This window comes from Pseudomonadota bacterium (genome assembly GCA_008501635.1).
Lineage (GTDB): Bacteria > Pseudomonadota > Gammaproteobacteria > QQUJ01 > QQUJ01 > QQUJ01.
The window spans coordinates 105,236-117,912 of record QQUJ01000017.1 but is presented as its reverse complement, the minus strand read 5'-3'; the positions used below and the strand labels follow the sequence as shown (position 1 = coordinate 117,912).

General features: G+C 59.3%; 13 protein-coding genes. 8 read left to right on the top strand and 5 right to left on the bottom strand.

Features of this window, described 5'->3' with window-relative positions; all coding sequences use genetic code 11:
* Window positions 1-354 precede the first annotated feature (354 nt).
* Together DWQ09_08750 and DWQ09_08745 are read left to right on the top strand one after the other, a co-directional pair.
* A complete protein-coding gene (locus tag DWQ09_08750; protein KAA3628214.1) occupies window positions 355-711 on the top strand; it encodes a hypothetical protein in 357 nt (118 codons plus the stop codon).
* A gap of 94 nt (window positions 712-805) precedes the next feature.
* Window positions 806-1,357: a carboxypeptidase regulatory-like domain-containing protein gene (locus tag DWQ09_08745; protein KAA3628213.1), complete on the top strand. Its 552-nt coding sequence runs from the start codon at window positions 806-808 to the stop codon at window positions 1,355-1,357.
* 63 nt (window positions 1,358-1,420) lie between these two features.
* Here DWQ09_08745 and DWQ09_08740 read toward each other — a convergent pair whose 3' ends face one another.
* Genes DWQ09_08740 through DWQ09_08730 form a run of 3 tightly spaced genes read right to left on the bottom strand, consistent with a single transcriptional unit; the run spans window position 1,421 to window position 3,771 of the window.
* Entirely contained in the window at window positions 1,421-2,638 is a 1,218-nt protein-coding gene (locus tag DWQ09_08740) for a VWA domain-containing protein (protein KAA3628212.1), read from the bottom strand.
* An 18-nt stretch (window positions 2,639-2,656) separates the two neighbouring features.
* The gene (locus DWQ09_08735) at window positions 2,657-3,226 is read right to left on the bottom strand and encodes a hypothetical protein (protein KAA3628211.1); all 570 of its coding nucleotides are present in this window, start codon (window positions 3,224-3,226) and stop codon (window positions 2,657-2,659) included.
* Window positions 3,223-3,771, bottom strand: coding sequence for a hypothetical protein (locus DWQ09_08730; protein ID KAA3628210.1), 549 nt, complete (start codon window positions 3,769-3,771; stop codon window positions 3,223-3,225). Before DWQ09_08730 ends, DWQ09_08735 begins: the two co-directional genes overlap by 4 nt.
* 306 nt (window positions 3,772-4,077) lie before the next feature.
* Between DWQ09_08730 and DWQ09_08725 the strand changes: the two genes are divergently transcribed.
* From DWQ09_08725 to DWQ09_08710, 4 genes are all read left to right on the top strand, one after another.
* The gene (locus DWQ09_08725; protein KAA3628209.1) at window positions 4,078-4,779 is read left to right on the top strand and encodes a DNA-binding response regulator; all 702 of its coding nucleotides are present in this window, start codon (window positions 4,078-4,080) and stop codon (window positions 4,777-4,779) included.
* A 4-nt stretch (window positions 4,780-4,783) separates the two neighbouring features.
* Window positions 4,784-6,877 (top strand): GHKL domain-containing protein, encoded by a 2,094-nt coding sequence (locus tag DWQ09_08720; GenBank protein ID KAA3628208.1) that lies wholly within the window; start codon window positions 4,784-4,786, stop codon window positions 6,875-6,877.
* A 271-nt stretch (window positions 6,878-7,148) separates the two neighbouring features.
* Window positions 7,149-7,709, top strand: coding sequence for a hypothetical protein (locus tag DWQ09_08715; GenBank protein KAA3628207.1), 561 nt, complete (start codon window positions 7,149-7,151; stop codon window positions 7,707-7,709).
* Between the two features lie 225 nt (window positions 7,710-7,934).
* A complete protein-coding gene (locus tag DWQ09_08710) occupies window positions 7,935-9,056 on the top strand; it encodes a hypothetical protein (GenBank protein KAA3628206.1) in 1,122 nt (373 codons plus the stop codon).
* Between the two features lie 580 nt (window positions 9,057-9,636).
* Here DWQ09_08710 and DWQ09_08705 read toward each other — a convergent pair.
* A complete protein-coding gene (locus DWQ09_08705) occupies window positions 9,637-10,044 on the bottom strand; it encodes a hypothetical protein (GenBank protein ID KAA3628205.1) in 408 nt (135 codons plus the stop codon).
* Between the two features lie 408 nt (window positions 10,045-10,452).
* Between DWQ09_08705 and DWQ09_08700 the strand changes: the two genes are divergently transcribed.
* Both DWQ09_08700 and DWQ09_08695 read left to right on the top strand, forming a co-directional pair.
* Window positions 10,453-11,118: a hypothetical protein gene (locus tag DWQ09_08700; protein ID KAA3628204.1), complete on the top strand. Its 666-nt coding sequence runs from the start codon at window positions 10,453-10,455 to the stop codon at window positions 11,116-11,118.
* 77 nt (window positions 11,119-11,195) lie between these two features.
* Window positions 11,196-11,690 (top strand): hypothetical protein, encoded by a 495-nt coding sequence (locus DWQ09_08695; protein KAA3628203.1) that lies wholly within the window; start codon window positions 11,196-11,198, stop codon window positions 11,688-11,690.
* Window positions 11,691-11,754: 64 nt separating this feature from the next.
* Here the strand turns inward: DWQ09_08695 and DWQ09_08690 are convergent, their stop codons facing one another.
* A complete protein-coding gene (locus DWQ09_08690) occupies window positions 11,755-12,642 on the bottom strand; it encodes an alpha/beta hydrolase (protein ID KAA3628202.1) in 888 nt (295 codons plus the stop codon).
* Window positions 12,643-12,677: the final 35 nt, after the last annotated feature.

Sequence of the window (12,677 nt, the reverse complement as noted above, 5' to 3'; positions counted from 1 at the left end):
GGAAGTCGAAAGCACTTTGGCGACCCCCTTGCGGCAAATCATGCGCCAGGACAATTTCGTAACCGCATGCCAGCACGTTGTCACTTCCGGGCAAACCGAACTCTGGTGGCGGGCGGGGCATGAAATTCAACCGAAACCAATGTATCGAAGATCTCCCTCCCCGGGATGACACCCTGGATGGAGGAGGTAGAACGAAGTAATGTAGGTCGGGTTAGCGAAGCGTAACCCGAAGAATGCAGGGTGTGTCGGGTTACGCTTCGCTAACCCGACCTACAACTGTCAAAGGCAGACCGGGTAAGATCTGCCTGTCCTTACTTCGTCCCACATCGCTCCAGTCAACAACCGGGAAACTCCATGATGTTTAGGTTCTTCGCCATGCCCACACTGCTTATACTGGCGATCACCTCGCTACTGACAGGCTGCGGCCCCCATCCCACGGCGGGCGAATGGGTGGCAACTACCGACACACCAGCGGCCTACGCCCGGATCCAGATCGAATTCGACGGCAAAGCCTACCTCTTCGTCCCGGAGCGCGAGGACCACCAGGTGCGCTGCTTCTGGTCGAGCTTCAATCGCACCACCATCGACATGGACTGCATCCGTAACGACCCTTCCGAACGGCGCCTGAACTACCGCCTCGGGTTGGAGGATGAAGCAACCGGCACGTTGACGGAATCCGGCGCCCATCTGGGTCGTTATCGGCGCCGATAGCGCAACGCGGGTGCTACGCTTAGCGATGGAGCAACCCTGATCTTCATCAGGAGTTTCGCCGCCACTCCACCCGCCTGACTGAAAGCGAGACGCCATGAAGCCACCCGTCACCCCGTACAGACTGCTGGTACTGGTCATGCTATGCACGGTCCTTACCCCGGCGGCCCACGCCGAGCACGAGGCCGACCATCGCTACGTCGTCTTCGGCACCGTGCTCGATGCCGACCAACGCCCCGTGGCCAACAGGCTGGTTCAGGTACATGACGGCGGCACCCTCCTGCAGTCCGCGACCACCGGTAGCGACGGCCGTTACCGGATGCAACTGCATTTTCACGATGAGGACCTGGGTCGGCGGCTCACGGTCAGCTCCGGCGACCGGCGCGCCGAGATCGTGGTGAGCTTTACCCGCGGCGACAAGACGACCTTCCGCAGCCACCGGGTGGATTTCGGCGCCGATGCGGTGCGCGACGTACGTCAGGCCGGCAGCGGCTATGTCATACCGCCGGCGTTCTATTATGTCGGCGCGGTGATCGCCATCGTGGTACTGCTTTCGTTCGCTGCCCGTGTGTCGAAGCGCAAGGCGCAGAGGGCGCGCCACGAGGAGAGCCACGCCGGCAGCAAAAAGCGGCGCAGAAAGCGCCGCTGAACTCCATTTACCAAAATCATGAAACGGCCCGGCAGAATCACCGGGCCGTTTCATTATGGCCTGCTAGTATGCCGGGGTATCCGCCTCGTAATGCATCCCTTTCTTGCCGGCCTGATCACGGATCGCGCCGTAGAGCTTGTGATCCAGCGAGGCGCTGGCGCCGCCCACCGCATTCACCTTCTCCTTGAGGAAGTCGGCACGCTGTGCGGCCAGCTCCTGGATCTCGCTCTTCAGCTCGGCGCGGCGCTCGGCAGCCTCCTCGATGGCCGCTTTCTGCTCGGCGGGCGCCATCGCCTGCAAGGGGGCCGGCAACGATTCCGGTTTCAGGCTGTCGAGATCGACGCGACCGCTGCTCACATCCTCGATCAGCTCGCCTTCGCCGAGAAAATTGTTCTCGCCGCTTTTGGTGGCATTGAAAGTGGCCCGCCGGGCGCGGGATTCCACCGAAGCGGACTCATGCAGTTTCCTGGCCGCATCCTGTTTCAGCTGACGTTTGGCCTTCTCCGCGGCACTGCCGTAGTAGAGGCGGGTCTCGTCCATTTTCGCCGACAGCTCGGCGAGCCGCTTGTCATACGGCGTCGCGATAGCCACCGCATTGCCGGTCTGCTCGACCTGCGCGTAGAGTCCGTAGCCCGCCTGGGCGATCTTCATCCACACATTACGCGTGGCTCTGCTGTCGCCCGCCTGAATGGTATTGACCACGATGTCCCGGGACTTGGCCACCGCCAGGGTCTGCGGATACTTCACATCGTCCTGGTAATCCATGTGCGGCGGCGCATCGCCCACCAGAAACACCACCCGGTAGGCATCCTTGTCCTGGCTCCACGAGATCCGGTGCACCGCGTCGTACAACGCCTGATTGACGCTCTCCGGCCCATCACCGCCGCCACCGGCGCGAAAATCCATCAGCGTCGCGTACATGGAGTCGAGATCGTCAGAGAGATCCACGACCTGGGTGACGTACACGTCCCCGCGATCCCGGTAGGCCACCAGACCCATGCGGATCTCCGGCGCCGGTTGCGCCTGGGACATGGTGGTGGCGATGGACCAGATCTTCTCCTTGGCGGCCTGGATCAGGCCGCCCATGCTGCCGGTGGTGTCCAGCGCGAACACCACCTCGATCGTGGGGCGCTTCTGGGTCACGGGGTCGACCACGGGCACGTGCACGATGGGATCCGGCGGTGGCGTGGCGACGGCACCGACATTCTTGATGGCGGGGTAGAACGCGATACCCCCGGCGGTAAAGGTAAACAGTGCAGCGGCAATGATTTTCGATTTCATGATCCTTCTCCTTTGCGATTAACGAACAGCGGACAGTTTGGTCAGGGCCGCTTCGGCCACGCGATGGGCGTACTGAAAGCGATCCTCGACAACGGGATTCACAACGCCACGGTTGCCGGGACGTCTGAAACGGGTGGGAATGACGACAAACAGCGCCTGCACCAGAAAGAAGCACCAGAAACCGAGAAACCAGTTACCGGTGGCCAGCACCGCCCAGAAGGCGGCGGCAATTCCGAGAGCTATCAAGCCCAGATCAGCCGCGGCGGCCAACAGACTGGAATAGAAGTAGAGCGAGCGCACCAGCCAGACGATCCCCAGGTGCGCCGCCAGATAGAGCGGCAGACCGAGATCCAGCAACCAGATGGACCCCGCTGCCACCAGCCACAGCGCGATCGTGGTGATGCGCCCCACGCGCTCGTGGCTGCGCCTCAGCAGGTAGAGCACGTAGAGCAGTCCCATGCCCGCAATCAGCACCCGCAGCACGAAGCCACCGGCGAACAGTGTTGCAAGCACGGTGAAGAGCACGCTACCCACCGCACTGGCGGCCAGTGCCACGCCCACGCCTTCGAAAAAGCTCGGCCGCTTCATGGCGCCACCCGCTTCTGCCGCTCGCGCAGGAAGGCAAGTTCGATGTCGTCGTCGCTGACCGCGAACTGACGCGCAAAGTCCGTTTCGGTCCACGCCAACGCAGACTCATCACGGCTATCCTGCCCGGCGAGCAGTTCGGCCTTCTGGCGCATGCTCTCCAGCCGCGAGCGGTTCTCTTCGATCCGCGTTGCCAACTCCTCCGCTGCGCTCTGCAACTCTTCGCGCTTGCGGATCAGAAACTTCACGAAGCGCTCTGCTTCCAGTTTGCGTTTTAGCAGAACGCGGGCGAGATCCTCGTTGCCGGTGTCGAAACAGAGATCCAGCTCTTCAACGATCTCCTGCAATCGACTGCCGAGATCGGCATGGCGTGTAGCGATCTGCTTCAACTCCAGACCGATCAGTTTGGCGCGCTGCTCGTCGCCGGCCAGTGCCTCCTCCATCTCGCGAACCGCCTGCTTGAGCAGGATTTCCGGTTCTTCCATACAATCCAGCACCGCATTGACGTCGGCCCGGAACAGTCGTGATACGCGTGTAATCAGTGCCATGGTGCGCTCCTTGAGTGAGTCCTGGTTGCGTGGTCTCACTTTAGGAACCGAGGCGCTGTAAAAGTAGACAGCCTTTGGTAAAACGTTGCGGGGTTTGTTTACAAAAGATTTACATTTCCCGCGAAGGGAGAATTGTTACCCTAGGTTCCAAGCGTGGATCTTCTGAACTTGCGTCTTTCCCGCGCAGACAGAAATCCAGCAGTATCCAAGGCGTAGTTTCCCGCATGCGCGGGAATGACGACATACGGGATGAGTTTGGAAAGGGCGAATAGAATTCCCTCTCCCGCGCATTGACAACGAGGCACGATGACCCAAAAACCACGCATCCTCATCGTCGAAGACGAAGCCGCCATCCGCTCCGGCCTGATCGATGTCTTCGTCTATCACGGCTACGAGGTCGACAGCGCCGCCGAAGGTCCCGACGGCCTGAAGAAGGCCCTTACCGGCACCTTCGACATGGTGCTGCTGGACGTGATGCTGCCGGGCATGGACGGCTTTGAGATCTGCAATCGCATTCGCGCCCAGGATCGCGACCAGCCCATCATCATGCTCACCGCCAAAACCAGCGATGATGACATCGTCCATGGGCTGTCACTCGGCGCCGATGACTACGTGGCCAAACCCTTCTCGGTCGCGCAGCTGGTATTGCGGGTGCAGGCGGTGTTGCGCCGCGCGCTCGGTAACACAGAGGAGCGCCACACCATTCAACTGGGTGACGACATCACCATCGATACCCGCAACCTGGAGGCGCGACGCGGCGACATGACCTGCCCCTTCACGCGCCGCGAGATGGAGATACTGCGGTACCTGCATGCCAACAACGAACGCCCAGTCGCCCGCGAAGAGCTGCTCAACAAGGTGTGGGGCTACGCCAGGAATCTCGATCTGGAAACCCGCACCGTCGATATCCACATCGCAAAACTGCGACGTAAGATCGAACCGGATTCAGCCGAACCACGTTACCTGGTCACAGTACGCGGCGCTGGCTACCGGCTGATGAGCAGCTGAGCGCGTGCGACACTCCCTCGCAGGGCTGAGTGCCAAAAGGCTGCGCGCGTGGCTGGTGATCTTTTTTCTCGCCCTCGCGCTGCCCACCGGCGTCCTCATCTATCAGGCCTACAGTCAGCTCAAGTGGGAGGCCTTCCACCAGCATCGCGTGATGGCCGAGGAGTTGTCGAATCGCATCCAGGCGCAAATCGCCGAGCACATGACCAGCGAGGAGCTGCGCGGTTTCGCCGACTACGCCTTTTTGGTGGTTACCGGCGATCCCGCCACCAACTACGTGCAACGCTCGCCGCTCTCCAGATACCCCACCGCCAGCGAACTGCCCGGCGTCGTCGGTTACTTCCAGGTCGATACCGCAGGGGCCTTCAGCACACCACTGTTGCCCGCTACCGGAACCGATGCAACGGCCTTCGGCGTCAGCGGCAAGGAACTGGAGCGCCGCCAGGAGCTGGCGCAACGCATCCAGTCGATCCTTAATCGCAACCGCCTGGTCCACGCCAGCGAGGGCGGGCCGGGGGGCGGAAGGTCGGCCGCGATTGCCGACGCGCCGGCACACCCCTCGCGGCTGGATGAAGATGTCGCCTTATTCAGCTCCCGCTCCCCGGCCGCTGCATCCCCGGCCTTGCGCGAAGCCGAAGAGCCGGCGGCGGGACAAGCGGCCTTCGACCGGCTCAATCGGGCACCCGTGCTCAGCGGCGAAGCGAAGAGGCAGGCAACCACCGGCAAACTCGGCCGGGTCGAGGATCTCAAACTGGAGCAGCGCTACTCCGCTGAACGCCTCGAGGAACAATCGCGCCAACTGGCGTTGCAGAAACCCGATACGGTGCCGGAACGTCGCGCGCGCAAGGAAATCAGCGCCGTCGCGGAACCGCAGGCTACCGCGCCCCTGGAAAGCGCGATCACGGCACCGGCGGCGCTGGCCGACCTGCGCATCCGTACCTTCGAAAGTGAAATCGACCCCTTCGAATTCAGTCGCCTCGAGAGCGGACACTTCGTGCTGTTTCGCAAAGTATGGCGCGATGAGCAGCGTTACATTCAAGGCCTGCTCATCGAACAGCAGGCGTTTCTCAGGGGCCTGGTGCAGGACGCCTTCCGCACGACGGCGCTTTCACAAATGAGTGACCTGATCGTCGCCTACCAGGGGGAGGTAATCACCGCCATCAGCGGCCCGGCCTCCCGCGACTACCTCGCCAGCACCAGCGAGCTGCGCGGCGCACTGCTCTATCAGACCCGGCTCAATGCGCCGCTGGGCGCGCTGGAGCTCATCTTCAGCATCAACCGCCTCCCCGCCGGCCCCGGCGGAACCATCATCACCTGGGTGGCGGTGGTGCTCGCCCTGGTGCTCTGCGGCGGTTTTCTGCTGATGTACCGCCTGGGCCTCGGACAGATCGCCCTCGCCCGCCAGCAGCAGGATTTCGTCTCCGCCGTCAGTCACGAACTGAAGACGCCGCTCACTTCGATCCGCATGTACGGCGAGATGCTGCGCGAGGGTTGGGCGCCGGAGGAGAAGAAGGGTGAGTACTACGGCTTTATCCACGACGAAAGCGAGCGCCTGTCGCGTCTGATCAACAACGTGCTGCAACTGGCGCGCATGACGCGCAACGACCTGCAGGTCAATCTCAAACCGATCACTGTGGGCGAGCTGATGGACATCGTGCGCTCCAAGATCGCCTCGCAGATCGAGCGGGCGGGATTTGCGCTCAAACTCGATTGCCCCGCCGATAGCGAAGCAGCGGTGCTGGAGGTCGATCAGGACTACTTCACCCAGATCCTCATCAACCTCGTGGACAACGCCATCAAGTTCTCCGCCAAAGGGGAGCGGCGCGCCATCGACATCGCCTGTCGCAAGCAACAGGACAACACCGTCGTCTTCACGGTGCGCGACTACGGACCGGGAATTTCAAAAGATCAGATGAAAAAGATCTTTCGACTTTTCTACCGGTCCGAGAACGAACTGACACGCGAGACCGTGGGAACGGGTATCGGCCTGGCGCTGGTGAATCAGTTGGCGGCGGCGATGAAGGGGAAGGTGGATGTGGTTAACGTGGGGCCTGGCGCGGAGTTTCGGGTAGGATTTCCGGCGCAGAGTGTTCAGCGATAAATCCGGACAATGCGGTAGTTCAAAACCGAAAACTCTCGCGAAGGCGCAGAGAGCGCCAGGAAGACCTTCAGATCCAATGGAAGGCTCCAAAAAGAGACTCGGTAAACTGTTTTTGAGTTCAAAACTTTGCGATCCTTGCGTCTCTGCGAGAGATCAATTGTTTTTCTCCGTTTTTCTTCCCCACCCTTTCAGCGCAGGTGATTTTGAGTAAAGATGGGCTGTATAGTCAGCACCAACACCATGGCAGGTAAACCTCACGAGGCAACGCACTATGGATCACCCTCCCCAAGCACCCAGCCGTATCGTCTTTGTTCTTGCTGCGCTAATAGTTGCGGCGGGGCTGGGCGGCTGCAGTCAGGAATCGAGCAGCACGGCGCCAGCGAGCAAACAGGGCAAAACCACGTCCGCGCAGACCGCCCCGCCCACCGTCAAACGTGATCTGAAAAGTTTCGATGTGTGCGCACGCGTACCGGCGGCCGCCGTCGCAGGAATCCTGGCCTCAACCCCGGAGCGGATTACCGGGGAGGCGACCATGACGGCCTACGCGAGCGATTGCACGTACACCATCCGGCGTGACGAGGGTGCGAAGGATTACGCGATGGTCTGGCTATACGCACCGGAGATGTGGGATCCCTCGGCGGCCGGCAAGATTGAGAAGATCGGGGGCCTGGGCGACGCTGCCTATCTGGAGAAGGAGGGCTCGGGCAGCTTCAAGACCGTCATGGTTCTGGTCAAAGGTAACTTCGTGCTTGATGCGCGCGCCGATACACCAGAGCAGGCGCGCGAATTGGCGAAGCTTGCGCTGAAGAGACTCACCAGCGAAGGCGGCTAGAACCTATCTCAGAATCCCCCGGATGCTGTGTTGTACCCCAGAGACGCACTGGGTAGGCCCGAAGGCGCAGCATTGATGCGGGGTCGACGCCGCACCTTTCCGTAAAGTAAGACGGATTGCCCGCTGCGACCCTTGTTCGAAAACTACCTGTAACGCCAACGACTCGGGAGGTCAGGGGCAGCACCCCCTCTCCCTCGGCGACCTCAAACAAGAAAGAGAAGAGGAATGATGCGATACCCGTTCCTGGCCGCGTGCTCGCTCCTTGCACTGACCGCCATTTCCAGCACGGCGGCCGCCGGCCCCATCGAATGCAATCGGCAGACCCAAGCCTCGGCGGAGGACAAGAAACGGGCTGGGACGCTGATTGCGGCGATGTCCAAGGCGACAAGGCAGTTCAAATCACTCGATGAAGACCAGAAAACGCTGCTGTATGCGCAGGGTATCGAAGCCTGGCGGCTACTCGGTAAGGAGGGCCTGCGCGACCATATGGAGATCTCCGCATTCGCCGGTATGGGCTTGCGTACCGGTCCCAAGGGGCTGGAGAAGAACGTGGTACTGGGCAAGCAGCTGACCGATCACGCCAGGCAGATCGCTGATTTCGTCCTGAAACGCTACCAAAACAGAAACAACAAAACAGGCCCCAAACTAACACCGCCTGCGGTACCGGCTCACCTGCCCGCTGCCCCGCCGGAGCAGGCCGCGCAGTGGGCGCGGCGTATCGGCGGATTCACTCTCACCAAGGCTGACGCCCAGGAGGAGGCCACGACCCGCTACTGCAACCTATTGGCTAAGTCCAGAAGTGGGGAGTCCGTCGGCGAGGAGGCTTCGTGGGCAATCGCCTTCGAGAAGAAGGAGACGAACTATACGGGTAACGACACGCCTCCGCTCTGGCGCGCAGCGCTCATGGACGGCAAGGCAGCCCAGCTCAGGAAGGAGGCGGCTCGCAAAGAACGGGCGCGCCAGGAAGCCGCGGACAAAGAGCGGAGGGCACGCCAGGCGGCCGAGGACAGCGAGAAACGGGCCCGCCAGGCCAAGCAGGAGGAACAGCGCCGCAAGTACGCGGCGCAACTCGCCGAGCAAGCGAAGAAAGATCGGGTTCTGTCCCAGAGCGAGACAAACGTGCTCTGCGACTTCTACGGCGATCTCTGTCAGAGACAACTCCAGGTTCAGCGCTATCAGAGTTGTTTTTTTGAAGCCTCGGAGCGCGCGTCATCCTACTACTCCGGCGCGGTGCGTTCAGGCCAACGCCCGACCGACGGAACCTGGTCCGGAACCTATCGACAGATCGAGGCCGACTATCAACGGCAGTGCCAGGCGCTCAAGCCGCCTGGTTATCGTGGTCGATAAGGGGCGATAGCGTAAGAACTCGCGAACCGAGATAGGAGAAGGGTTTTGACCCTTCATTTTCCTCTTCAATAACACGGCTTTTTTCTCTTTGCTGAATACTGAATTGTGTCTCGATATCTTCTACTCATCATTATCTTTACTCATCTATCCGGGTGCACATACCAAGCGGATCTCACAGGCGAATGGGGTTGGTCGGCTTCGGGTGGATGCAGCCCAGATGCACTACGTTTGCTGGTAACAGCGGATACCGTCACATGGACGAGTCGCACTGACAAAAATGGAAAAGGCAGCGTTGCCAGTACCCGGTATTCCATGGAAAACAGTTCTCTGGGCAGATTCAAAAGCGCCACATTGGAATACAACGTTGGCAGATTCAGAGTTGCTGACCATTTCGAGATCAAATGGCGATTCGGTAACCCCACTTATCGACTGGTGTCTCGTTTTTCAAATAACAAGAAAGTACGTGATCAGGCTATCCCGCATCTGAACGAAACACTTGTCGCGTGCAAGTAGATGTTTCTATTTTTCCGCAGTACTTAAAACCGGGAACAAAGCGACTGCCATTGTTCTCAATCTGCAACTACTGAAGCTCCGAGTACTTCTCCTTGCAGTACGCGTACGCGTCGGTATCTGTCACGCCCGCTCGGCGCATCTGCTGACGAACACAGGAGTCCAGCACGCGCTGTCGTGCGGCCGGCAATACGGGCCGGGGCGCTCCGTTCCCGCCGCCCGTTGTCTGTGAACCATTGCTTTGGGACCCGCCCTGCTCCGAGGGCGTCGAGTCGGGGCAATCAAGGCTCCGCGAAGTGCAGTCGCTTCGCAGCGAATCCTCCTTCGGCATCTGTCGATACGCAGTGCTTCGATCCAACGTATCGCGGGTCCGCTGACGCGCGTTGTCCGATGAGTCTCTCTTTTGCTCCCCTTGCGCTTCCAGCGCAACGCCGCACGATAGCAAAGCCAGCACCAGTAGTGTCACGGTCTTGTTCATCGTTATAGCTCCGTACTGTTAAGTCCTAAGCCTGGACTCCATAGCGGGGTGCAAGCGAGCGAGGACGAAACGCTCGCTCCAATCAGTTTCCCGCTTCCCTCAACTCCGCCCACCCAGCCCGTACACACCTACTGGCTGCTGGGTGCCGCCACTTTCGATCAGGTAGAAATCTACGCCTGGCCAATGGTGGTTGTCCATTAGATCGACGGGGTAGCGCCTTCCCCTCCTTTGGAACGAACGAAAAGCCCAGGGACCGTCCCGAAGTCGTGCCCAGGACCTCGCTGTACTTCTATCTCAGGTGGAGGGATCAGGCCCCTTCAACCCCGCAATACAGGAAACTGAGTCTTTTCCCGATTGTTACTATACTGGGAAGAGGCGCTACGGGATTCGTTACAAGGTTAGGAGAATATGGCTCACGGACCGGACAAATCTAGACAGCAAGGATTCATCAGTCTCACTCGCGACAAGGCGCTTATGGTTGCGCTGCTGCTGGGCTTGGTCATGACTGATACGGGTGCTGCCCTGGCAGCGGACGACGCGGGAACAGCTGCGCTCCAGCAGGTCGAAAGCATCATGATACTGCCCGTAGTTTATCCTGAAGGGCAGACCGATGAGGACCGGGAAGAACGCTTCGATAACCTCTACGGAAAGCTCGACGAATACATCTACAAGGCTTTACTTCGGAAGCTGGCGCTCAAGGGATACGTCCTCGACCGGCCCCGAAGTTGGTCCGTACCGCCCGGATGGAATGTCGAGACGCTCAAGGACATGACACCCGATCAATTGGCGGCACTCGCACCTGCGCGGGCTGAACATGTCGCCTTCTTGTTCATCGAGAGCATCGATTCGACAAACAATGTGGTTCAGACATCCGCGAACGCTGCAGTTTCGGCAATGATAATCGACCGAGAAACCGGTACGGTAGCGTGGCGTAGACGTGTCGAGGAAGAGTTTTCTGAGCACATCCTGCAAATTTTCAGCCCCATCGGCATGCTGCTGACGCCTGACAAACATGTGGCCATCGAGAATGCCTTCAGCACGCTGTTTGAAGACCTCCCAGAAAGAGCTTACTGATGATTGTACGACGTATCGACCAGGGAGCAGTTATGGATAGAGAACAGCTACGTGGCAGAACAACCCTGACGATCCTTATGCTTACGCTGCTGTTGATTGGATGCAGTATCAAGACTGCGGGATTGATTCCGGATCAGCCGATTAGGGCTACACGACAGATCAGCAAATTCGTCAAAGTCATGCCCGTCGAAGGCGGACGCGCCTCATCGTTCGGTCGCGAAGCCTATATTACCAACGAGCAGTACTTCGAAGCGCTGAGCAAAACGCTGGCCGATGCACAGGTGTTTGCCGGTATTGTGGCGTCGGACGCGGATCTGAATCTGCACAGCGAAATCATCACTGTCACGACCGAAGGCGGTATCAGCCCCACATATGCCATTGTTGTTCAATACTGGCTGGTGGACCCCGCCACGGGCCAAGAGGTATGGCGCAAAGGCATCAACACCCGCCATCACGTCGAGTGGAACGAGGCTTTTGCCGGTGCCACGCGCATCATCATGGCCGTCGAAGGCGCAACGCAAAAGAATCTGTTGCGACTGGTCCAGGAATTGTCTGATTCTCCGCTGCAGTGACCTGCTCAGTCGAGTCGGCGCCCAGCCTGATCAACAGGCAGCGAGTTCCGTTTCGCTGTCTCGGCTACATCCTGTTTCGGACCTGTTCGACTACGTGCCTGATCGCCTCAATGACCGTATCCGGCTTGTCCTTCTGTATAAAATGACCGCTGCCTTTCACGATTGTATGAGTTGCGCGCGAAGACATTGCAGCCAAATCGCGCTGGAAAGTGAGCCATTTTTCACGCATTTCCTGCGTTTCGACAAAGGACGATTTACCGGCTGTAAGCACTACTAAAGGGACATCCGGAAAAAGACCCACCTCTTTGAATTCGTTGTGCATATTTTTTAGAATTCGCGATTCGTAACTGGTCCGTCCGGTCGAGGTAGATACTACAAACAGCGCGTGTATCAACGGTTTTTCACTCTTGAAATACTCGAACTGTGCTGGGTGAGAGGAGTCGATCAGGACCGCACCCGCCACCTCTTGCGGATATACCCGCGCGTAATAGTTGACGTATAAACCACCCGCTGAATGCCCGACCAGAACATAGGGCGGCTTGAGACCGGTACTCAAAAGATTCTGACGAAGTTGATCCGCCAGGTCGCGCAACGATTCTGGAGTTTTCCCGACGCTACTGCGACCATAACCCGGACGGTTATAGGCAAACACACGCGTAACGCGAGCCACATCTTCGTACACCGCATCCCATGTGGACATGGTTGGACCGAGGCCCGTCTCCAGAACCACGGTGGGGTTCCCTTCCCCCTTGATAACGTAGGCGATCTCCCTGTTCTGTATCTTGCTGATCTTTTCACCGGGCAGGCTTGCGCAGCCCATAGAAAGAACGAGCGGGAGCAGAAGGAGCTTGTTCATTCCTGTTGGTTTTTTGGCATTACGGGTATCCGTAGCGTATGGAATCCAACGCTTTTTGTGTAATGCAAAAAAGGGGTGGGGCTTGCATTGCCACATGGAAAACTCAGCAGAATCGATTTTAACAACCCGTT

Excerpts from the sequence above, each read along its gene's own strand:
- DWQ09_08730 (KAA3628210.1), bottom strand. The coding sequence starts at position 3,771 with ATGGCACTGATTACACGCGTATCACGACTGTTCCGGGCCGACGTCAAT.
- DWQ09_08715 (KAA3628207.1), top strand. The coding sequence starts at position 7,149 with ATGGATCACCCTCCCCAAGCACCCAGCCGTATCGTCTTTGTTCTTGCT.
- DWQ09_08745 (KAA3628213.1), top strand. The coding sequence starts at position 806 with ATGAAGCCACCCGTCACCCCGTACAGACTGCTGGTACTGGTCATGCTA.
- DWQ09_08705 (KAA3628205.1), bottom strand. The coding sequence starts at position 10,044 with ATGAACAAGACCGTGACACTACTGGTGCTGGCTTTGCTATCGTGCGGC.
- DWQ09_08700 (KAA3628204.1), top strand. The coding sequence starts at position 10,453 with ATGGCTCACGGACCGGACAAATCTAGACAGCAAGGATTCATCAGTCTC.
- DWQ09_08695 (KAA3628203.1), top strand. The coding sequence starts at position 11,196 with ATGCTTACGCTGCTGTTGATTGGATGCAGTATCAAGACTGCGGGATTG.
- DWQ09_08725 (KAA3628209.1), top strand. The coding sequence starts at position 4,078 with ATGACCCAAAAACCACGCATCCTCATCGTCGAAGACGAAGCCGCCATC.
- DWQ09_08735 (KAA3628211.1), bottom strand. The coding sequence starts at position 3,226 with ATGAAGCGGCCGAGCTTTTTCGAAGGCGTGGGCGTGGCACTGGCCGCC.
- DWQ09_08710 (KAA3628206.1), top strand. The coding sequence starts at position 7,935 with ATGATGCGATACCCGTTCCTGGCCGCGTGCTCGCTCCTTGCACTGACC.
- DWQ09_08690 (KAA3628202.1), bottom strand. The coding sequence starts at position 12,642 with ATGTGGCAATGCAAGCCCCACCCCTTTTTTGCATTACACAAAAAGCGT.
- DWQ09_08750 (KAA3628214.1), top strand. The coding sequence starts at position 355 with ATGATGTTTAGGTTCTTCGCCATGCCCACACTGCTTATACTGGCGATC.
- DWQ09_08740 (KAA3628212.1), bottom strand. The coding sequence starts at position 2,638 with ATGAAATCGAAAATCATTGCCGCTGCACTGTTTACCTTTACCGCCGGG.